Source organism: Herbaspirillum sp. NPDC101397, from assembly GCF_044767325.1.
Classification (GTDB): Bacteria; Pseudomonadota; Gammaproteobacteria; order Burkholderiales; family Burkholderiaceae_D; genus Herbaspirillum.
Window position 1 is genome coordinate 1,027,230 of record NZ_JBIWNS010000001.1, and the last position, 21,708, is coordinate 1,048,937.

At 56.8% G+C, this 21,708-nt stretch carries 21 protein-coding genes; 5 read left to right on the forward strand and 16 right to left on the reverse strand.

Annotation, left to right across the window (positions count from 1 at the left end; genetic code table 11):
• Nucleotides 1-45: 45 nt before the first annotated feature.
• The 7 genes from gltA to ACIROW_RS04530 all read right to left on the reverse strand — a co-directional run bounded on the left by gltA (nucleotide 46) and on the right by ACIROW_RS04530 (nucleotide 6,178).
• Nucleotides 46-1,350, reverse strand: coding sequence for a citrate synthase (gltA, locus tag ACIROW_RS04500; RefSeq protein WP_116435633.1), 1,305 nt, complete (start codon nucleotides 1,348-1,350; stop codon nucleotides 46-48).
• Nucleotides 1,351-1,549: 199 nt separating this feature from the next.
• The gene (locus tag ACIROW_RS04505; RefSeq protein ID WP_402272325.1) at nucleotides 1,550-1,819 is read right to left on the reverse strand and encodes a succinate dehydrogenase assembly factor 2; all 270 of its coding nucleotides are present in this window, start codon (nucleotides 1,817-1,819) and stop codon (nucleotides 1,550-1,552) included.
• Nucleotides 1,820-1,968: 149 nt separating this feature from the next.
• Nucleotides 1,969-2,679, reverse strand: a complete 711-nt coding sequence (locus ACIROW_RS04510; RefSeq protein WP_016833000.1) for a succinate dehydrogenase iron-sulfur subunit — start codon at nucleotides 2,677-2,679, stop codon at nucleotides 1,969-1,971.
• An 11-nt stretch (nucleotides 2,680-2,690) separates the two neighbouring features.
• Nucleotides 2,691-4,469 (reverse strand): succinate dehydrogenase flavoprotein subunit, encoded by a 1,779-nt coding sequence (gene sdhA / locus ACIROW_RS04515; RefSeq protein ID WP_402272328.1) that lies wholly within the window; start codon nucleotides 4,467-4,469, stop codon nucleotides 2,691-2,693.
• Between the two features lie 2 nt (nucleotides 4,470-4,471).
• Nucleotides 4,472-4,837 (reverse strand): succinate dehydrogenase, hydrophobic membrane anchor protein, encoded by a 366-nt coding sequence (sdhD, locus tag ACIROW_RS04520; RefSeq protein WP_029363159.1) that lies wholly within the window; start codon nucleotides 4,835-4,837, stop codon nucleotides 4,472-4,474.
• Between the two features lie 2 nt (nucleotides 4,838-4,839).
• Nucleotides 4,840-5,250 (reverse strand): succinate dehydrogenase, cytochrome b556 subunit, encoded by a 411-nt coding sequence (gene sdhC, locus ACIROW_RS04525; RefSeq protein ID WP_116435631.1) that lies wholly within the window; start codon nucleotides 5,248-5,250, stop codon nucleotides 4,840-4,842.
• A gap of 142 nt (nucleotides 5,251-5,392) precedes the next feature.
• Complete coding sequence (locus ACIROW_RS04530; RefSeq protein WP_402272331.1) at nucleotides 5,393-6,178, reverse strand: GntR family transcriptional regulator; 786 nt, start codon at nucleotides 6,176-6,178, stop codon at nucleotides 5,393-5,395.
• A 417-nt stretch (nucleotides 6,179-6,595) separates the two neighbouring features.
• Here ACIROW_RS04530 and ACIROW_RS04535 point away from each other — a divergent pair, with 417 nt between their 5' ends.
• From ACIROW_RS04535 to ACIROW_RS04555, 5 genes are all read left to right on the forward strand, one after another.
• Entirely contained in the window at nucleotides 6,596-7,585 is a 990-nt protein-coding gene (locus ACIROW_RS04535; protein WP_050477250.1) for a malate dehydrogenase, read from the forward strand.
• Nucleotides 7,586-7,653: 68 nt separating this feature from the next.
• Nucleotides 7,654-8,673, forward strand: a complete 1,020-nt coding sequence (locus ACIROW_RS04540; RefSeq protein WP_402272334.1) for an HpcH/HpaI aldolase/citrate lyase family protein — start codon at nucleotides 7,654-7,656, stop codon at nucleotides 8,671-8,673.
• A 17-nt stretch (nucleotides 8,674-8,690) separates the two neighbouring features.
• On the forward strand, nucleotides 8,691-9,209 hold the full coding sequence (locus ACIROW_RS04545; protein WP_402272336.1) for a hypothetical protein: 519 nt from the start codon (nucleotides 8,691-8,693) through the stop codon (nucleotides 9,207-9,209).
• 136 nt (nucleotides 9,210-9,345) lie between these two features.
• Nucleotides 9,346-12,039, forward strand: a complete 2,694-nt coding sequence (gene acnA, locus ACIROW_RS04550) for an aconitate hydratase AcnA (RefSeq protein ID WP_402272338.1) — start codon at nucleotides 9,346-9,348, stop codon at nucleotides 12,037-12,039.
• Between the two features lie 179 nt (nucleotides 12,040-12,218).
• On the forward strand, nucleotides 12,219-13,445 hold the full coding sequence (locus ACIROW_RS04555) for a DUF2863 family protein (protein ID WP_402272341.1): 1,227 nt from the start codon (nucleotides 12,219-12,221) through the stop codon (nucleotides 13,443-13,445).
• A gap of 155 nt (nucleotides 13,446-13,600) precedes the next feature.
• Here ACIROW_RS04555 and ACIROW_RS04560 read toward each other — a convergent pair whose 3' ends face one another.
• The 9 genes from ACIROW_RS04560 to flhD form a co-directional block, all read right to left on the reverse strand.
• Nucleotides 13,601-14,107 carry a chemotaxis protein CheW gene (locus ACIROW_RS04560; protein ID WP_016832990.1) on the reverse strand — a complete coding sequence of 169 codons (507 nt, stop codon included), beginning with the start codon at nucleotides 14,105-14,107 and terminating at the stop codon, nucleotides 13,601-13,603.
• A gap of 21 nt (nucleotides 14,108-14,128) precedes the next feature.
• Nucleotides 14,129-16,258, reverse strand: coding sequence for a chemotaxis protein CheA (gene cheA / locus ACIROW_RS04565; RefSeq protein ID WP_402272343.1), 2,130 nt, complete (start codon nucleotides 16,256-16,258; stop codon nucleotides 14,129-14,131).
• 55 nt (nucleotides 16,259-16,313) lie between these two features.
• Nucleotides 16,314-16,679 carry a response regulator gene (locus ACIROW_RS04570; RefSeq protein WP_183378214.1) on the reverse strand — a complete coding sequence of 122 codons (366 nt, stop codon included), beginning with the start codon at nucleotides 16,677-16,679 and terminating at the stop codon, nucleotides 16,314-16,316.
• Between the two features lie 150 nt (nucleotides 16,680-16,829).
• The gene (locus ACIROW_RS04575; protein WP_402272345.1) at nucleotides 16,830-17,384 is read right to left on the reverse strand and encodes a chemotaxis protein; all 555 of its coding nucleotides are present in this window, start codon (nucleotides 17,382-17,384) and stop codon (nucleotides 16,830-16,832) included.
• 43 nt (nucleotides 17,385-17,427) lie between these two features.
• Nucleotides 17,428-18,357 carry a flagellar motor protein MotB gene (gene motB / locus ACIROW_RS04580; protein WP_402272347.1) on the reverse strand — a complete coding sequence of 310 codons (930 nt, stop codon included), beginning with the start codon at nucleotides 18,355-18,357 and terminating at the stop codon, nucleotides 17,428-17,430.
• 33 nt (nucleotides 18,358-18,390) lie between these two features.
• Complete coding sequence (motA, locus tag ACIROW_RS04585) at nucleotides 18,391-19,251, reverse strand: flagellar motor stator protein MotA (protein WP_050477258.1); 861 nt, start codon at nucleotides 19,249-19,251, stop codon at nucleotides 18,391-18,393.
• Nucleotides 19,252-19,426: 175 nt separating this feature from the next.
• Entirely contained in the window at nucleotides 19,427-20,203 is a 777-nt protein-coding gene (locus ACIROW_RS04590; protein ID WP_402272350.1) for a class I SAM-dependent methyltransferase, read from the reverse strand.
• Nucleotides 20,204-20,268: 65 nt separating this feature from the next.
• Nucleotides 20,269-20,871, reverse strand: coding sequence for a flagellar transcriptional regulator FlhC (flhC, locus tag ACIROW_RS04595; protein ID WP_402272352.1), 603 nt, complete (start codon nucleotides 20,869-20,871; stop codon nucleotides 20,269-20,271).
• A gap of 127 nt (nucleotides 20,872-20,998) precedes the next feature.
• Nucleotides 20,999-21,316: a flagellar transcriptional regulator FlhD gene (gene flhD, locus ACIROW_RS04600; RefSeq protein WP_007876449.1), complete on the reverse strand. Its 318-nt coding sequence runs from the start codon at nucleotides 21,314-21,316 to the stop codon at nucleotides 20,999-21,001.
• Nucleotides 21,317-21,708 lie beyond the last annotated feature (392 nt).

Here is a 21,708-nt window from a genome sequence, read left to right on the forward strand (position 1 = left end):
TGACAGCTTGATGACCGGCCTTGCCGGACGGCCACCAAAGCGCTATCAGCCGCGCTTGTCGATGGGCGAAACGTCGCGTTTCGCGGAGCCGACGAACAACTGGCGCGGACGACCGATCTTTTGTTCCGGATCGGAGATCATTTCGTTCCATTGAGCAATCCAGCCCACGGTACGCGCCATTGCAAAGATGCAGGTGAACATCGATGTCGGAATGCCCAGCGCGCGCTGAACGATACCGGAGTAGAAGTCGACGTTCGGGTACAGCTTGCGCGACACGAAGTAGTCGTCTTCCAGCGCGATCTTTTCCAGCTCCATGGCCAGCTTGAACAATGGGTCATCGTGCAGGCCCAGTTCATTCAGGACTTCGTAGCAGGTTTCACGCATCAGCTTGGCGCGTGGGTCGTAGTTCTTGTAGACGCGGTGACCGAAGCCCATCAGCTTGACGCCGGAATTCTTGTCCTTCACTTGCTTGATGAACTCAGGGATGTTGTCGACCGAACCGATGCCTTCCAGCATGGTCAATGCAGCTTCGTTGGCGCCGCCGTGAGCAGGACCCCACAGGCAGGCGATGCCGGCTGCGATACATGCGAACGGATTCGCGCCCGACGAACCGGCCAGACGAACGGTCGATGTCGATGCGTTTTGCTCGTGGTCTGCGTGCAGGATCAGGATGCGGTCCAGCGCGCGCACCAGCACTTCGTTGACCTTGTACTCTTCGCACGGATTCGCGAACATCATGCGCATGAAGTTGGCGCTGTACGACAGGTCGTTGCGTGGATACACGAACGGTTGACCGATGTTGTACTTGTACGCCATGGCGACCAGCGTCGGCAGCTTGGCGATCATGCGGATCGCGGAAACGTCGCGGTGCACCGGATTGCTGATATCCAGCGAGTCATGGTAGAACGCCGACAAGGCGCCGACCGAACCGGTCAGCACGGCCATCGGGTGAGCATCGCGACGGAAACCGCGGAAGAAGAAATTCATTTGCTCGTGAACCATGGTGTGCTGGGTCACTGTTTCGACGAACTCTTCCTTTTGCGTTGCAGTCGGCAGTTCGCCGTGCAGCAGCAGGTAGCAAGTTTCCAGGAAGTCGCAGTTGACCGCCAGTTGCTCGATCGGATAACCGCGGTATAGCAGCTCGCCCTTGTCTCCATCGATGTAAGTGATCGACGAATTACATGCCGCTGTCGACATGAAGCCCGGGTCATAAGTGAACTTGCCGGTGGCGCCGTACAGTTTGCGGATGTCGATGACATCCGGACCAATGGTGCCCTTGTAGACGGGAAAATCCAGGGATGGCGTGCCATCCGAGAACGACAGGGTCGCTTTGATATCTGAGGTGGGCATAGTTCTTCCTTCAGCTGTGATGATGAATCGTTAATCAAAAATCGCAAATCAACCGCTTTAGAGCCTGTTGCAAAAGGAACTCAGCATTTGCGCCCGTCGTTAATGCACGACGCAGGATGCCGCCAACTTCACTTTGCAACAGCCTCTAATACAACGCCGGCCGCTTTTGAACCAATCTTGCCAGAACGCCGTGGAACGTTCAGGCGTTACGCAATTTTTTGAGCAAGGCGTGGACCTGGGGCAAGTCCACGGCCGCTTCAGGCTCCTTGCGCACAAGGAGCAAGTCCATCAGGTCGTTGTCGCCAAGATCCATCAGCCGGGAAAACGCATCGACTTCGTCGTCGGTCATGCTCTCTTCATGCGCGTCGAGAAAACGCGTCAGGATGAGATCGTTTTCCAGCAATCCGCGACGGGCGCGCCAACGCAAGCGTGCACGTTTGGCGGGATCGTCTTGATGGCTTTGGGACATGGATTCAAATCACTTCTTAATCGGTGCTGATGTCATTCTTCCGGCCACACTGGCAAACCGGCGCGGAAGGCAATCATTGGTGAAACATTCATGAAACATGGATAAAACCACGGGCGGGAGTCGCCTCCCGCCCGCTTGCTGCAAACTGCTTATACGGCGCGACGAACCATCAGTTCCTTGATCTTGCCGATGGCCGCGTTCGGGTTCAGACCCTTCGGGCAGACATCGACGCAGTTCATGATGGAACGGCAACGGAACAGGCGATACGGATCTTCCAGATCGTCCAGGCGCTGGCCGGTCGCTTCGTCGCGGCTGTCCGCGATGAAACGGTAAGCCTGCAGCAGGCCGGCAGGACCAACGAACTTGTCCGGATTCCACCAGAACGACGGGCACGATGTCGAGCAGCATGCGCACAGGATGCACTCATACACGCCGTCCAGTTCTTCACGCTGTTCAGGCGATTGCAGACGCTCTTTTTCAGGAGGAATGCTGTCGTTGATCAGGTAAGGCTTGATCGAGTCGTATTGCTTGAAGAAGTTGGTCATGTCGACGATCAGGTCGCGAATCACCGGCAAACCTGGCAGCGGCTTCAGAACGATAGGCTCGCTCAGTTCGTTCAGGTTGGTGGTGCAGGCCAGACCATTCTTGCCGTTGATGTTCATCGCGTCGGAACCGCACACGCCTTCACGGCACGAACGGCGCAGCGCCAGCGAATCGTCAACGTCGGACTTGATGCGTTGCAGAGCGTCCAGCAGCATCTTGTCGGTTGGCTTCAGCTCGACGGTCAGGTCTTGCATGTACGGCTTTTCGTCCTTGTCCGGATCGTAGCGGTAGATCTTGAATTTCAGAGTACGTGTCATGTTCTGACCTTTTAGAAAGTACGTGCTTTAGGTTTAAATGTCTCGACCGTCAACGGTTGCATGTTGACTGGCTTGTAGTCGAGACGATTCCCCTCGGAAAACCACAGCGTATGCTTCAGCCATTCGACGTCATCGCGCTTTTCATAGTCGCGGTGAGCGTGCGCACCACGCGATTCTTTGCGGGCTGCTGCGGAAGTAATGGTTGCCTTGGCTGTTTCAATCAGATTGTCCAGCTCAAGCGCTTCGACGCGTGCAGTGTTGAAGACCTTGGACTTGTCCTTGAACGAGACGTGCTTGCGACGCTCATCCAGCTCCATGATCTTGGCACGGCCTTCGTTCAGCAATTCGTCGGTACGGAACACGCCACAGTAGTGCTGCATCGTGGCGCGGATTGCGTTGGCAACGTCCTGCACGCGCTCGGAACCGGTGCTGGTTTCCAGACGTGCGACACGTTCCATGACGCGATCGGTTGCATCCGATGGAATAGGCTTGTGGCTGCGATCCTGCAGGCGGCTTTCAACGATGTGATTGCCGGCGGCACGACCGAACACCACCAGATCCAGCAGCGAGTTGGTACCCAGACGGTTGGCGCCGTGCACCGATACGCAGGCGCATTCGCCGATGGCGTACATGCCCTGCACCACTTCCTTGTACGAACCATTCTTCGGCGCAACGACCTGGCCATACACGTTGGTCGGAATACCGCCCATCTGATAGTGAATGGTCGGCACGACAGGAATCGGTTCCTTGGTCGCATCAACGTTGGCAAACTTGTGCGCGATTTCCAGAATCGACGGCAGACGCTTTTGAATCGTGTCGGCGCCGATGTGACGCAGATCCAGCAGGACGTGATCCTTGTGCTGACCGACACCACGGCCTTCCTTGATTTCCTGGTCCATCGAACGCGAAACGAAGTCGCGCGGCGCCAGATCCTTCAGCGTCGGCGCATAGCGCTCCATGAAACGTTCGCCATTGCTGTTGATCAGGATGCCGCCTTCGCCGCGCACGCCTTCTGTAATCAGCACGCCCGCACCGGCCACGCCAGTCGGGTGGAACTGCCAGAATTCCATGTCTTGCAAAGGCAGGCCTGCGCGCGCCGCCATACCCATGCCGTCGCCGGTATTGATGAAGGCGTTGGTGGATGCAGCCCAGATACGGCCTGCGCCGCCGGTTGCAAACAGCGTGGTCTTGGCGTGCAGCATCATGATTTCGCCGGTTTCCATTTCCAGTGCAACCACGCCGATCACGTCGCCTTCGTTGTCGCGAATCAGATCGATCGCCATCCATTCAACGAAGAAGTGCGTCTTGGCGCGGACGTTGCGCTGATACAGCGTGTGCAACAGCGCGTGACCGGTACGGTCGGCTGCAGCACAGGCACGCGCCACCGGCTTTTCACCGAAGTTGGCCGAGTGACCGCCGAACGGACGCTGATAAATGGTGCCATCGGCATTGCGGTCGAACGGCATGCCGAAGTGCTCCAGCTCGTAGACGGCCTTCGGTGCTTCGCGGCACATGAATTCGATGGCGTCCTGGTCACCCAGGTAGTCCGAACCCTTGACGGTGTCGAACATGTGCCAGTACCAGTTGTCTTCCGACATATTGCCCAGCGATGCACCGATGCCGCCTTGGGCAGCGACCGTGTGCGAGCGGGTCGGGAAAACTTTGGACAGAACCGCGACGTTCAGACCGGCTTCAGCCAGTTGCAACGAAGCGCGCATGCCGGATCCGCCGGCGCCGACAATAACCGCATCAAAGCGGCGTGTAGGAATTGTGGATTTGATAGCTGCCACGATTACACTCTCCACAAAATCTGTGCCGCCCATCCGGCGCACACAACCAGCCACAGGATCGTGGCAACTTGCAAGACCAGGCGCACAGCGACCGGCTTGACGTAATCCATCCAGATATCACGCACGCCAATCCAGGCGTGGTAGAACAAGGCCATGAAGGCTGCGAACGTCGCCATCTTGAACCACTGATGCGAGAACATCGCCGCCCAGCCGTCGTAAGAAAAACCGCTGGAAGTCAGGAAGCACACCAGCAGAACGACGGTGTACAACGCCATGACGACGGCGGTGGCGCGTTGCGCCAGCCAGTCGCGCATGCCGTAATGAGCGCCCACGACGAGGCGCTTTGATCCAATATTATTGTTTGCCATTTTTAGAATGCTCCGAACAGTTTCAACGCCACCACGATCATCAGTGCGATGCTGACGACCAACACCCCGGCCGACGATTTGCGCGCGCTATCCTTGTCCAGACCGATGTGGTTGTCCATGATCAGGTGACGGATGCCGGCACAGAAGTGATGAAGGTATGCCCAGGACAGGGCGAGGACGACAAGCTTGACGAACCAGTTGGAGGCAAAGCCCTTCAGGTACTCGAAGGTGCCTTCGGAGAGCAGACTGTTATCCAGCAAATACAGGATGAACGGCAGCATCAGGAACAGGAACAGACCACTGACACGGTGCATGATCGACACCAGCGCAGCCAGCGGCATACGGTAGCCAGCAATTTGGGTAATATTAATGTTACGAAATTGTGGCCGTGGTGGTTTAGCGGCTTCAGACATAACAAGGTTCTCCTCAGATTTAAAACAATCCCGCAATTTTCGCCGATTTCATGAACCTTCACCAACACTTATTCTGCTTCGCAGCAAATTAGGCATTTCAAAGTCGACGAACGGATGCGAGCAAAGGACATCCCCTGCAGGTTTAATTCAGCTCGCTCTGGTAGTGATGATTCAACGTCAAATACAAGCCGCGTCGCATCTCCACCGGCTTGTCGCCATAGGTAAAGGAAGCGCGGTCCACACTCAACAAAGGCGTTTGGGGCGGAACCCCCAGCAATTCCGCAGACTCCGGATCCGCCCCCACGGCACGAATCTGCTCTTCAGCGCGAATCATGCGTGTCCCGAATTCGGTTTCAAACAGGCCGTACAGCGGCCCTTTGTATTCCATCAGACGTTCCGCGGTCAGCCCTTTGAAAATAAGGCCGGGCAACCAGATTTCTTCAAGTATGGTCGGAACGCCGTTAAATGATTTTACCCGTTTGATGAAGATCACGGAGTCGCCCGACTTGATGTCGAGCTGACGCGCCACTTCGGCCGGCGCGCGCACGCGCTTGACTTCGATGATTTTGTTCTCGGCGCGTTGCGGACCGTCCGCATCGGCGGTCAGTCGCAGGAAACGGAATTGCGCATGCGTTTCATGATGAGTGGCAACAAACGTACCCTTCCCTTGCCGCCGCACCACCAGGTTTTCAGCAGCCAGTTCGTCGATCGCCTTGCGCACGGTCCCTTGGCTCACCTTGAAACGGTTGCCGAGTTCGACTTCGCTGGGGATCAGTTCGCCCGGCTTCCACTCGCCTGATTCCAGACGCTGTGTGATCAAAGCCTTGATTTGCTGATAGAGGGGACTGAAGGTAGGAGCTGCTCCGGCAACACTGGTGCCCACGCTTTGCGAGTCGCTGTTGTTCAGATTGGGCAGGCTGGAGCTCATAACCCCAAATTGGACCACAAAAACCCTGCTCGCGTCCAGCAAAAAGTATTTAATAAGATGTCTTATATAAGACATAAGATAGCGATTGACAGACCACAACGGCAGGCCTACACTCGCGGGCATATTCAGAGACGAACCGTTTTTTGGACCGCACTTGTGTCGCACTTTGCAGGTCCGCGCAATTTACCCCGCATCGGTTCGCCATCGAAACGGCAAAACAACTGACTGCCTGCGCTTTCGACGGTATGATTACAGTCTCTTGAAAGAATACGAAGTAATTGCCGGTGTCTTACCGAGACCGGCGAGGAGTTGGGAAGCACTTCCAGGACTTGTTTCAGCGCGTTTGCGGCATGTTTTGCGAGCGCCTCCCGACTCCGGCAGTATTGAACGCTTTCTATCACCACTTTGGAGATTCACATGGCTAAAGCCCCCAAGCGTGTTGCCGTCACTGGCGCCGCCGGTCAAATCGGTTACTCCCTCCTCTTCCGCATTGCTAACGGCGACCTGCTCGGCAAAGACCAGCCAGTGATCCTGCAATTGCTGGAAATCCCAGACGAAAAAGCACAAAAAGCCCTGAAGGGCGTCATCATGGAAATCGATGACTGTGCATTCCCGTTGCTGGCCGGCGTGACCGCGCACAGCGACCCGATGACCGCATTCAAGGATGCCGACATCGCCCTGCTGGTTGGCGCCCGCCCACGTGGCCCAGGCATGGAACGCAAGGACCTGCTGGAAGCCAACGCACAAATCTTCACCGTGCAAGGCAAGGCGCTGGACGCAGTTGCTTCGCGCGACGTCAAGGTTCTGGTCGTCGGCAACCCAGCCAACACCAACGCTTACATCGCCATGAAGTCGGCACCAAATCTGCCGGCCAAGAACTTCACCGCCATGCTGCGCCTGGACCACAACCGCGCGCTGTCGCAAGTTGCGGCCAAGATCGGCCAACCGGTTTCGGCCATCGAAAAACTGTGCGTCTGGGGCAACCACTCGCCAACCATGTACGCCGACTACCGTTTCGCGACGGCAGACGGCAAGGCCGTCAAGGATCTGATCAACGATCAGGTCTGGAACAAGGACACCTTCCTGCCGACAGTCGGCAAGCGCGGCGCAGCGATCATCGAAGCGCGCGGCCTGTCTTCGGCAGCATCGGCAGCCAACGCAGCGATCGATCACGTGCATGACTGGATCCTGGGCACCAACGGCAAGTGGACCACCATGGGTGTTCCATCGGACGGTTCCTACGGCATCCCCGAAGGCACCATGTTCGGCTTCCCGGTCACAACCGAGAACGGCGAATACAAGATCGTCCAAGGTCTCGAAATCGACGAATTCTCGCAAGAGCGCATCAACATCACGCTCAAGGAATTGTCGGAAGAGCGCGAAGGCGTCAAACACCTGGTCGGCTAATTGACCAGCGCGCGGCGGGCTCTCACAGCCGCCGCGTAAATTTTGCATACATTCGGAATTCAGCAGCAATGCATCCCACCCAGGTCTTGTTCCCAGGCACCCGACAACCGGTCTCTCTACCGGTCTGCGACCATTACGCCGGCTCCGAAAAGCTGATGCGCAAGTCGATCGCCCTGCAACAAGAACTCGGCCCGGTTTTTGATATCACCCTCGACTGCGAAGACGGCGCCAGCGCCGGCAACGAAGCCGAGCACGCACAACTGGTTGGCGCCTTGATCGCCGGCGATGACAATCGCTTTGGCCGCATCGGCGCCCGCGTGCATGACGTGACCAGCCCCTTTTTCGAACAAGACGTTGCGACGATCTGCGCTACCGCTGCGCCGCAACTGGCTTACCTGATGCTGCCCAAGGCAGACGGTCTGGCCGATGTGCAACGCGCCATCGCCACCATCTCCCGCCACACCAGCGAAGCCGGCCGCCGCACGCCGCCGCTGCACGTGCTGATCGAGACTCACGGCGCCCTGGAAGACGTGCACCAGATCGCAGCGTTGCCGCAGGTTGAATCGCTGTCCTTCGGCGTGATGGATTTTGTGTCGGCGCACTATGGCGCCATCCCGGCTGCGGCGATGCGCTCGCCCGGCCAGTTCACGCACCCGCTGGTGGCGCGCGCCAAACTGGAAATTTCCGCCGCCTGCCACGCGCACGGCAAAGTGCCGTCGCATAACGTCACCACCGAGATCCAGGATGCGGCGATAGTCACCGGCGACGCCGGCCGCGCGGCGCAAGAATTCGGCTATACCCGGATGTGGAGCATCCATCCGAACCACATCAAGGCGATCGTGCAAACACTCTCCCCCGCCGACGACGAAATCGGCGAAGCGGCACAAATCCTGCTTAAAGCCAGGGACGTGCAATGGGGCCCGATACAGCACGGCGGCACACTGCATGACCGTGCAAGCTACCGTTATTACTGGAGTATCCTGCAGCGCGGCCATGCCGGCGGCGCTGTTTTGCCTGTGGAAGTCGCAGCCTGGTTTGCAGAAACCGGCACGACCGCTGCACCGATTTCAACCACCCTGCAACATTGAACATTAACTGACGCACGATGAAAAAATATCTGACCGCCCTGACCCTCGCAAGCGCCCTCTTCGCCGTCGGCATGCCGTCTGCATTCGCCGAGACCGGTGCGCCTGCAGCAACCGCCACCAAGAAAAAGCCAACCAAGAAAAAAGAAGCGCATCCCAAAGCTGCTTCCGTAGCCGCCAAGCCTGCTGAAAAAATGGCGCTCTCTTCGGACGCGGAAGATGACGAAAACGAGCCGGAAATCGGCGGCACCAAGTCGGCCGACTTCAACTGCGAAATGGGCAACAAGCTGACCATCTACAAGAACGACGACGATGACAAGCACATCGCCATCCGCTGGAACAAGCGCATCAACCGCCTGACCCGCGTGACCACCACCACCGGCGCCAACCGCTTCGAAAACCGCAAGGTCGGCCTGGTTTGGATCGGCATCCCGGCCAAGGGCATCCTGCTGGACTCCAAGAAGGGTCAACAGCTGGCGAACGAATGCAAGAACGTAGAACCGGCAACTGCAGAAGCGCCGGCAGCCCCGAAAAGCTAAGCAGCAAACGAGTAACAGGATTCAACACGAATTCAGCACGAATTGAGCAGCAAAGCAGTCCCGTATTTGCAACGAAACCAAACTTCGTAGCGCTAACAAAGTATTTACACCATCCGTAATCTAAGGAGAAGAGGCCATGTCCCGCAACACATTGAACACCCTAAAGGAATTCAGCATTTCCGGTTCCAAGAAAGGCAAGTTCTACTCACTGCCCGCCCTGGAAAAGAAACTCGGGATCAACATCTCCCGTCTGCCAGTGTCGATCCGTATCGTGCTGGAATCCGTCCTGCGTAACTGCGACGGTCAGAAGGTGACTGAAGAGCACGTCAAGCAATTGGCAAGCTGGAGCGCCAAGGGCGCCCGCGTCGATGAAATCCCGTTCGTGGTTGCACGCGTGGTGCTGCAGGACTTCACCGGCGTTCCTCTGCTGGCCGACTTGGCCGCGATGCGTAACGTCGCCAAGAAGCTGGGCAAGAACCCGAAGAACATTGAACCGCTGGTTCCGGTGGATCTGGTTGTCGACCACTCGGTACAGATCGATCACTACCGCGAAAAGAAAGCGCTCGACCTGAACATGAAGCTGGAGTTCGAGCGCAACAACGAGCGCTACCAGTTCATGAAATGGGGCATGCAGGCATTCGACACCTTTGGCGTCGTGCCTCCGGGCTTCGGTATCGTCCACCAGGTCAATCTGGAATACCTCGCACGCGGCGTGCACAACAAGACCGGTGTCTACTACCCTGACACGCTGGTCGGTACTGACTCGCACACCACCATGATCAACGGCATCGGCGTAGTCGGCTGGGGCGTCGGCGGCATCGAGGCGGAAGCCGGCATGCTGGGCCAACCGGTGTACTTCCTGACACCAGACGTGGTCGGCGTGAACCTGACCGGCGCGCTGCGCGAAGGCTGCACCGCAACCGATCTGGTTCTGACCATCACCGAACTGCTGCGCAAGACCAAGGTTGTGGGCAAGTTCGTCGAATTCTTCGGCGAAGGCACCAAGTCGCTGTCGCTGACCGACCGCGCCACCATCGCCAACATGGCGCCTGAATACGGCGCCACCATGGGCTTCTTCCCGGTCGACGAAGCAACCATCGACTACTTCAAGGGCACCGGCCGCACCAAGGCGGAAATCGACGCGTTCGAATCCTACTTCAAGGCACAGAACCTGTTCGGCGTTCCAAAGGCAGGCGACATCGATTACACCAACGAAGTGTCGCTGGATCTGGGCACCGTGGCACCGTCGCTGGCTGGTCCTAAGCGTCCGCAAGACCGTATCGAAATCGGCAACGTCAAGTCGACTTTCGCTGACCTGTTTGCCAAGCCTGTCGCGGAAAACGGCTTCAACAAGAAGATCGAAGATCTGACGAAGACCTACACCAACGCCGACGGCGTCGATGTCAAGAACGGCGACGTGCTGATCGCTGCGATCACATCGTGCACCAACACATCGAACCCAAGCGTGCTGCTGGCAGCAGGCCTGCTGGCCAAGAAGGCTGTTGAAGCCGGCCTGAAGGTTGCTCCGCACATCAAGACGTCGCTGGCCCCTGGATCGCGTGTCGTGACCAAGTACCTGGAAGCGGCCGGCCTGTTGGGCTACCTGGAAAAACTGGGCTTTGGCGTGACTGCTTACGGTTGCACCACTTGCATCGGCAACGCCGGCGACCTGACACCGGCAATGAACGAAGCGATCGTCAAGAACGACATCGTGGCTTCCGCCGTGCTGTCCGGCAACCGTAACTTCGAAGCGCGTATCCACGCGAACATCCGCTCGAACTTCCTGGCCTCGCCTCCGCTGGTCGTGGCTTACGCCATCGCCGGCAACATGAACGTCGACCTGATGACACAGCCGGTCGGCAAGGGCAAGGGCGGCAAGGAAATCTTCCTGGGCGACATCTGGCCGACTTCGCAAGAAATCGAAAAGCTGTTGAAGTTCGCCATGAACGCCAAGGTGTTCAAAGAGAACTACGCCGACGTCAAGGGTGCTCCAGGCAAGCTGTGGGAAGCCATCAAGGGCGTGGCCGCCGGTCAGGTCTACAACTGGCCGACGTCGACTTACATCGCAGAACCACCGTTCTTCGAAAACTTCACCGAAGTGCCGACAGCAGCAGCAACCGGCATCACCGGCGCACGCGCGCTGGGCGTATTCGGCGACTCGATCACGACCGACCACATCTCCCCGGCCGGTTCGATCAAGGACTCCAGCCCGGCAGGCAAGTGGCTGCAAGCCAACGGTGTGTTGAAGGCAGACTTCAACTCGTACGGCTCGCGCCGCGGCAACCATGAAATCATGATGCGCGGCACGTTCGCCAATGTACGTATCAAGAACCTGATGGTACCAGGCGTTGAAGGCGGCGTGACTGTTCACCAACCGACCGGCGAACAAATGGCGATCTATGATGCAGCCATGAAGTACGTCAACGACGGCGTGCCAACCATGGTGTTCGGTGGTGAAGAGTACGGTACAGGCTCCTCGCGCGACTGGGCTGCCAAGGGCACCCAACTGCTGGGCGTGAAGGCGGTGATCACTCGCTCCTTCGAACGTATCCACCGCTCGAACCTGGTCGGCATGGGCGTGCTGCCGCTGCAATTCATCGGCAGCGACAGCGTTCAGACTCTGGGCATCACAGGCGAAGAAACGTTCGACCTGAAGGGCCTGGAAGGCGAAATCAAGCCACAGCAAGAAGCTACCCTGGTGATCCATCGCAAGAACGGTGAAACCAAGGAAGTCAAACTGCTGCTGCGCATCGATACGCCGATCGAAGTGGACTACTACAAGCACGGCGGCATCCTGCCGTTCGTTCTGCGCCAACTGCTGGCAGCTTGATCAGCCTCCCGCAATAAAAAACGCCGGTTTCGACCGGCGTTTTTTTATGCGCGCAGCAAGGCAAGCTGTGTGGCACATATGACGATGTTGACGAGTCGACATGCCGGTCAGCAATACCCGGGCCGATGTCGAATCAACTACAATAGACATTCTCATCATTTGATTGTCAATATTTCATCATGCGCCGCCCCGCCAAACGTTCGTCCTCCAGGTTGTCCGCTGAAAGCCAGCGACTGGTCAATTCATCACAAGCGGTCGCCGGCTCCACCAGTCGTCTCGAAGAACGAGCCTGGGAACGCACCCTCGATCTGCAATTGCACAAGCAGCTGAAAAGCAATCACCAGGGCATGATCGACGCCGCCCTCGATCACCTGTTCAAATCCGACTTGGACGGCTACGACGTCTTGGTCGAAGCGGTCGAAGCCAACAGCGAAGCCTGCGCACTCGATTACGACGGCAAGGTCTACAGCGTGCAGTTGCTGGCGCTGCCGGTGCTGGCCTGGACGCGTTTCAGCATCGCTTCCGGCAACCTGCCCACCGACGTGCGCAACGGTTTGTTCGCCCACCTCCATGCCCACGTGCTGGCCGACAACGTGCATCTGGCGCTGGCGCCGGCCTTGTACGCGATTGAACAGCTGCCGCGCCACCATGCCGATGTCTTCGCACTGGCGCAGCGCATGGGTCAGTCCGCGCTCAAGCAGAGTACGCCGCAGCTGTCGCTGGAACAAACGCCGACCGCGCCCTTCCTGGCCGATACACGTTATCTGATCGCCGCAGTCGCCGTACCGACCGGCGCGCCGATTTTTCGCTGGCAGATGGATGAACATGGCTCGGTCGTGCACGAGAGGGAAACCGCATTCAAGGCCTGGACCACCCAGGCGACGCCGCTGCTGACCCGCTTCCTGCCGGGCTGCAACGTTGAGCTGCTGCTACCGCAGCCGTATTACTTCGCTTGCCGCGAAGCGGATAAACGCATCCGCCCCGCCGCCATTCGCGCCGCCGATCATTACCTGACCCAGACGCTGGGCCTGGCTTCGTCTGAGCTGCACGCCAACATCGGCAGTTTTTGCGAGAACATCAACGGCCAGATAGACGAGTACCGCGTCGGCTTCAGCCTCGGCAACGATGACGGCGTTGTATACGGCATCGTGTGGCCGCTGTACGAACAGGAAGATGGCGATGAAGTGCGTGACCTGTCTGCGCCGGACAGTGCGCTCACGCCGATGGAACAGATCCTCGCTGTATTGCGCGAGTGCGGCATCGTGCAGATCAAGCTGCACGAGGAACGCTATACGATGGAGTTCTGCGACGATTGCGGTACGCCGTTGTTCCCGGCGCCCGATGGTGATTTGGTGCATGCCGAAATGCCGGAAGACGTACCGGCATCGACTGAACACTTCCACTAGGCCGCGTTTTCAGCCTGCCGGCAAGTGTCCAGAATGCTTGCCAGCTTGCCGGCACTCGCGTCCGCCGCTACTATCACAATCCAAAAAAGAAAACGGGCGCCTGCCGCAGAGCCATGCGGCAGGCGCCCGTTCCCGGACTTGGTGCGTGAAGCGGCTTAAGCGGCCAGCTTCTCGATCAGCCCCATGTCGGCGCTGGACATCAGCTTATCGATGTCGACCAGAATCAGCATGCGCTCATCCAGGGTACCCAGGCCAATGAGGTAATCGGAGTCGAAAGTCGTGCCCATTTCCGGCGCCGGCTTGATTTGCTCAGGCGACAAGGTGATCACATCGGACACGCTGTCCACAACCATGCCGACCACGCGACCGGAAATGTTCAGGATGATCACGACGGTGAATTGATCGTAAGTCGGTTCGCCGAGCTGGAACTTGATGCGCATGTCGACGATCGGGACAATGATGCCGCGCAGATTGACGACGCCCTTGATGAATTCCGGCGAATTGGCGATACGGGTCACGGCTTCGTAGCCGCGGATTTCCTGAACTTTCAGGATGTCGATGCCGTATTCTTCCTTGCCGAGCGTGAAGGCCAGGAACTCATTCCCGGCGCTGTCGGATTTCTCGCCGAAGCCGGAAATATTTTTCGAAATGGTGTCAGACATGATAATGGCCCTTATAAAAAATCAGGAAAATACAGATTCGTCGCTCAATTGCCGGCTTGATCGTAACAAAGCGGCAACGTCGATAATCAAGGCTACGCCTCCGTCACCCAGAATAGTAGCACCAGAAATCCCTGCAACCTTACGATAATTGGATTCCAGGTTCTTGACAACAATTTGCTGCTGGCCGATCAGATCATCGACGAACAATGCAGCTTTCTTGCCATCCGATTCCAGGATTACCACCAGCCCCTGCGACGGATCGGTGAATGTCGGCTCGATATTGAAAATTTGATACAGCGGAATCAGCGGCAGATATTCACCACGAACTTTGATGACCTTGCCTTGCCCGCTGATTTCCTTGACGTCCTGCGTCGCCGGTTGCAGCGACTCGACCACATAGCCGAGCGGCAGGATATAAATCTCGTGACCGATCCGGATCGACATCCCGTCGAGGATCGCCAGCGTCAGCGGCAGCGAAATCGAAATCGTCGTGCCGAAACCCTTGCTGGAACGAATATCGACCGCACCGCCCATGGCCAGGATGTTGCGCTTGACGACGTCCATGCCGACGCCGCGGCCGGACACATCTGTGACCTGCTCCGCAGTCGAGAAGCCCGGCTCGAAAATCAATTGCCAGACATCTCCGTCGCTAAGGCTGTCGGACACCGCCATGCCTTGCTGCTTGGCCTTGGCCAGAATCTTGTCGCGATTGAGACCGCCGCCGTCGTCGGTGACTTCAATAATGATGTTGCCGCCCTGGTGTTCGGCCGACAGCGATAGCGTGCCGTAATCGGCCTTGCCTGCCGCCAGACGCGTCTCGGGAATTTCGATGCCGTGATCGACACTGTTGCGCACCAGATGGGTAAGCGGATCAACAATGCGCTCGATCAGGCCCTTGTCCAGTTCCGTCGCGGCGCCATGGGTAACGAATTCGACACGCTTGCCGAGTTTGGCGGCCAGATCGCGCACCATGCGCGGGAAACGCGAGAACACGTAATCCATCGGCATCATGCGGATCGACATGACCGATTCCTGCAAGTCGCGCGTATTGCGGGTCAGCTGGCTGACGCTGTTGAGCAGATGTTCATACAGCATCGGATCCAGTGAGCCGGTGCGCTGCTCAATCATGGCCTGCGTGATCACCAACTCACCCACCAGGTTGATCAACTGATCGACTTTTTCGATGCCGACACGGATCGACTGCGATTCATGCACGGCCGCAGGCTTCTCGCCCTTGGCTTTCTTTTCGCCGCCTTCGGTCACCGTCAGGGCTGGCGGCTCGTCGTCGGCGTGCGCTGCGGCTTCTGCCGCCTGCTTGGCTTGTTCGATCTCGCCTTGCGGCACGAACGGTTCAAAGAAACCATAGCCGCGTTCTTTATCCGTTGCATTCACCGGCACGAATGGCGCGAAGAAGCCATAGCCGCGCTCTTCATCGGTGGCATCCTGCGGTACGAACGGTGCGAAGAAACCGTAGCCCTGCTCCTCTTCCTTGGAACGTCCGGCGACCGCCTGCGAAATCTTCAGATCATCCGTGTTCACCAGGAAGGAACAGATTTCGACGATGCTGTCGGCGCCCTTGGCAGTATCCAGAATGAACACGCTGTGACCGTCTTCAGCATCGGCTTTTTCAATCTTTCCGAGCAGGCCGAGTTCCTGTTGCAAGGCCTCGATGTCGCGCTCGGCCAACTTGGGCAACTCAATGCGATAGCGGCTCACGCCTCCGGGGCCGACCAGCGGCTGCGAGCTCTTGACTTTCTTGCCGGCGCCTTCAGACAGCGACTGCAACAGCTTGCGCACATCGGCGGCCGCATTCAGATCAACGGTCGCGCCATGGCGATGGCCGTCCAGCATGGATTTGATAACGTCTTTGGCGGCCAGGAAAGCGTCGACGTGCTGACTCGTCAACGCCATTTCATGCTGGCGGATGCGGTCTAGCAGCGACTCCAGCACGTGGGTCACTTCGGTAATGTCGTTCAGGCCGAATGTGGCCGAACCGCCTTTGATGGAATGCGCGGCGCGGAAGATCGCGTTCAGATCTTCGTCGTCGGGATCCGACACATTAACGGCCAGCAGGAGCTTTTCCATTTCGGCGAGGCCTTCCTCCGCCTCGTCGAAAAACACCTGGAAAAACTGGCTCATATCAATGGTCATGATTGGGCTCCGTCATGGATGCTGTAGGTCTGTCTTTTATCGTTGATTATTGACACTAGCCAATGACTTTTTTAACTACTTCGGTCAGACGCTGCGGATCGAACGGCTTCACCAGCCAGCCATTGGCGCCGGCAGCCTTGCCCTTTGCCTTCATTTCGTCGCTGAACTCGGTGGTCAGCATCAAAATAGGCACGCGCTGATAGCTCGTCAGCCCACGCAGGGAACGGATCAGGGTCAGACCATCCATGCGCGGCATGTTCTGATCGGTCAGCACCAGGTCGAAAGTCTGCAACTTCGCCTTGTCCAGCGCATCTTGCCCGTCCACCGCTTCGGTGACTTGATAGCCGGCTGCTTTCAGGCTGAACACCACCATCTGGCGCAATGACCCCGAGTCGTCTACCGCAAGAATTGTTTTAGACATCATTACTCCCTGTTCTTCATTTACGGCTGTGAGTTGTTCAAACTCATTATGCCGCATCCATTATCAAAAAATTACTATCGTGCGACTGATTCAGTCCATCTTCAGATCACCGAAGAGCCTCGCCGAATCTGCATATTGAGGCGGCTTCGCTTAAAACAATTCGATGTCGCCGCTTTCCATCCGCGTTTGCCGGACGGTTTTCCACAAACCGTTTTCAAGCGCGGTCAGGCGCTCTTCCATCGACTCCACCGTGTTCTTGAGCAGGACCTCGAGCATCTCCACCGATTGCGCGGAATCGGGAGTAATTTCAAAACTGTTCGCACTGAGCACACCCAGCGCATCGCGCAAGCCGATGACGCGGCGGACAATACGCTCCAGCAACTGGCTGGTCATGTCCTGGAACTGCAAGCCCGTCACGGCAGCATTGACGTGCACCGTAATGTCATCCTGCATGACCTTGAGGCGAGCAATATCCTCGGCGGACAATGTGCCGTTGCCGGCCATGACCACTTCAAGTTCCTTTTGCTGCGCGAGGACAGCGGTGTGCAACTCCATGAAGCTGGATCCCAGCTTCTCGATCGCTTCGCCGAGCAGGATGTTGGTCTGGACCAGATCCGTCTCGACTTCAGTCAGTTGCCTGCTTCCACCGCTAGCCGTATCGAGCAGCAAGCGCTTAAGCTCCTGCAGCATTTTGGGTGTCGACATTCGAAGCCCTCCTTTTCAATTGGGCCGGGTGTTTAAAATCCAGTTAATTCTTGGCCGGTTCGCTCAGACCGTCTTTTACTTCAGCTTCCGACGACACATCCAGTGAAGATGATCCACCATTCTGCACCAGCTCTTCCGCCTTCTTGTTCATCACGATGATACTGATGCGGCGATTGATCGGGTTGAAAGGATCTTCCTTGTCCAGCAGCACGGCGGACGACAGGCCCACCACGCGCAATACCTTCGATTCATCCATGCCGCCGGAAATCAATTCGCGACGCGACGCATTGGCGCGATCGGCGGACAACTCCCAATTGCTGTAACCCTTTTCTCCGCTCGAATACGGAGTGGCGTCCGTGTGTCCGGACAGGCTGATCTTGTTCGGCACGTCGTTGAGCGTCTTGCCGATCTCGCGCAGGATTTCACGCGTATAGGGCTGCAACTGGGCGCTGGCCAGCGCAAACATCGGGCGGTTCTTTTCGTCCACGATCTGAATGCGCAAGCCTTCGGATGTGATATCGATCAGCAGTTGATTCTTGAATTGCTTCAAGGTCGGGCTGCTGTCGATGGCGGTCTCGATGCGTTTTTTCAACTCATCCAGACGGGCGCGTTCGGCCTTCTCCAACTCGGCCTGGGCGGCGCGCACGCTGCGCTTGTTGGTGACATCGTTTTCACCCTTGCGCAACTGCCCTTCCTGACGGGTCAAATCCTTGCCGCCGCCGGGCAGCACGGTATTTGCGTCGCCGCTGCCGGAGCCGCCGGCCATCGCCACTTTGAGGGGAGTCTTGAAATATTCCGCGATACCATTGAGATCGCCCTTGGCGGTCGATCCCAACAGCCACATCAGCAGGAAGAACGCCATCATCGCCGTCACGAAGTCGGCGTAGGCGATCTTCCAGGCGCCGCCGTGATGTCCGCCGCCGCCCTTCTTGATGCGTTTTACAATAATGGGACGTAGCCCTTCGTCGGCCATGCCTTACTCCTGCTGATGACTGGTCATATCGGGTTACTTGCTTTTTGCCTGTTTGACGTGTTCTTCCAGTTCCAGGAAGGACGGACGTTCCGTCGAGAACAGGACCTTGCGACCGAATTCGATCGACAGGGCAGGTGCGTAACCGTTCAGGCTGGCGAGCAGAGTGACTTTGACGCATTGATAGATCTTGGTCGACTCGTGCAGCTTTTGCTCCAGCAAGCTCGACAGCGGCCCCACAAAACCGTACGCCAGCAGAATACCGAGGAAGGTACCGACCAGCGCATGCGCGATCAGCATACCCAGTTCGGACGGCGGGATACCCACCGATTCCATCGTATGCACCACGCCCATCACCGCCGCAACAATACCGAACGCCGGCATGCCGTCGCCGAGCTTGGCGATGCAATGCACCGGAATTTCGCCTTCGTGGTGATGGGTTTCAATTTCGTTGTCCATCAGGTTTTCGATCTGGAACGCATCCATATTCCCCGACACCATGAGGCGCAGGTAATCGGTCATGAACTCGATCAAGTGATGGTCGGCCAGAACACCGGGATATTTGCTGAAAATCGGGCTAGACTCAGGTTCCTCGATGTCGCCTTCGATCGACATCAAGCCTTCCTTGCGCGACTTGGTCAGGATTTCAAACAGCAGCGACATCAGCTCCATATACAGAGCCTTGGTATAGGTCGAGCCTTTGAAAACAGTCGGCAATGCCTTTATCGTGGCCTTGATGGCCTTGTTGTTGTTACCGACAAGGAAAGCGCCCCCCGCTGCTCCGCCGATCATCAGCAACTCGATTGGCTGAAACAACGCCCCGAGATGCCCCCCTGCCATTGCAAATCCGCCGAAGACGGACGCCATGACGATTACATATCCAATTATGACTAACAAGTGCCTACTCCCGTCCCAGTGGCGTTCAGTGTTTTTTACCTGCAGTCAGGTTACATGCAATCCCATTAACCAAACGATGGAATACATGACCGAAAGCGGGCTTTCATTTTCAATTACGACACCAAAGATAAAAACTTGATAACGTGCGGAGAATGTAACACAGCTCTTTTTTGTTTCACATACGCCAACCATACAAAGCCGGCCCATTTTCTTTCGGATGCACGACGATATCCGGTTGCACGCCCTCAATCATGAATTCATAGCTCAGCAACAGCGTTCCCGGACGCATTTCAGCCCGCGCCTTTTGCCACAAGGCCGTCATCGCCGCCGGCGACAGATAAGCGAAAATCGCATCGTAGTCGCGAAAATCCAGGCGCGTATAGTCGCCGCGCACGAACGCGCCGCGGCTACGAGTAAGCAAGGCGCGTACCTGACTCACCAACCATGGTAACGGCGCCAGCTCGATACCGATGAAACGACTATCGCTACGCAATCTTGACAGATAGAGTACGGCGCCGCCCAGTCCGCTGCCGATATCGATCACGCGCAGAGGCTTGTCGGCCGGCAGCAAAGCCGCCACCGCATCCCAGGTCGACTGCCCGGACGGATAGAACGGCACCTGGCTGCGAAAGGTCGACCAGAACAGCAGCAATAGAAAGAGGAATACCGCGAGGAACAGCGCCGGCGGCAAATGGAAGGAATTCACCAGCACGGCGGCCGGCGGAAAGAAAAACAGGATCGGAGCCCACCAGGACGCCATGCGGCGCAGATAAGCAATACCGGCGGCCAGAGCGCCATGCAGAAAAGCAAAAGGAACGGGAGAGATGGCAACGTCGAACAGCAGTTCGACGGCCTGTCCGGCCAACAATGCCAGAACCAATGCAGCACAAAGAATGAACAACGCTTGTATTGCAGGTGCCTGCAGAACGGGTCTGCGCTGCCCCAATGTCATCTCGGCCTCCAAGCCTGCATCAAAAGCCGATTATTGTAACGCGACAGTATTCAGATTTATTCGTATCAGGCGATGGCGGCTACCAACGACGCTTCAAGCGCTGCCGCTGCTGCTGCAGCGATGGCCGGGGCGGCAATCGCGTCCTTGGCCTTCTTGGTTTTACCGGCGCGGGATGGCATGTGGCACAAGCCGCACAGGTAATCCTGATGCAGATCCAGGCGATGCACAACAAAATGACCGCGGCATTTGCTGCACGGCGTGGTCATCAGCATCTTGCTTTCGAAAAAGCGCACCAGCGTCCAGGCACGTGTCAGCGACAGGACGGACTCGTCGCCGTCGGCCACTTGGCCGGCCTGCTCGAGATACAGCTTGTAGGCCTTCATCACGGCTTCAATGCCGGAAATCTTGGCGTACTCGACCAGGTATTTATGAATATTGATGAACAGCGAGGAATGGATGTTCGGCTGCCAGGTGATAAACCAGTCTGTGGAGAACGGCAGCATGCCCTTCGGCGGCGAGACACCCTTCAGTTCCTTGTAGAGCTTGAGCAGACGCTCGCGCGACAACGAGGTTTCGGACTCCAGCAATTGAAGACGCGCCCCCAGATTGATCAACTCTATGGCCAATTGAATCTCTTGCGATTCAGTAATCACGCTTTTCTTAGCCATGAACACACCCCCGATATTTTTTAATTACAACTAAACTTCTTTGCCAACCTGACCGACGCTTAACGTCGAATCGTTCTCCCGGGTTGACCGAGTCAACCCAAACATACCACGGAGGATGATTACAGCGTCAGGAAATTTGTTCGACCGGCTGACAAGCCATCAGAATCGCTGCGTGCGATTGGGCCAGACCCTTGTCTTTGTTGTAATTGGTCAGCATGCCGAGGATTGCACCATCGTCGAAGCGGAATCGCGTCAACATCATGTTGGTGCCGGCAAGTTTCAAAATTTGTGCGTTGCTCAGACCTTGAATCATGTCTGCTATTTCGTCGCTGATACCAAGACGAAATATGGCGGTAGCCTTGTCGGATCGGATCATTTGCTGAGCCAACATCAAATAACTCAGATTTGCGTCACGAATTTCAGCCATCATGTCATTGGTATTCATTTAACCCCCAGCTCAAAATCAATTTACACCCGGTTACTTTTTCTTACCGGTAAGGCTGATTCTGAGGGGGTGTTGAAAGGCAGGAAATTAGTGGATGTCGGTATTTTTCGTCGGTTCCGACCTAAGAGACACATAGGATTTTGTCTTACAAAAACACCGCAAAGTTTCTACAAAATTCAAGATTTTTTTCCAAAACCCGCAGCCACATTGGGTTTAAAGCACAATAAAAATTTCATTTTTTAAAAAATTTCCACGAGGAAATCAAGAGGGAAATTGAATTTTTATCAATATTTTCTACTATTCAAAATCATCCTGTTTTCCTACTTTGTTGTCGCCAAACGACTACGAAAAACCGAAATAACTTCAATTTTCAGACTTTGCAACAAGAACCG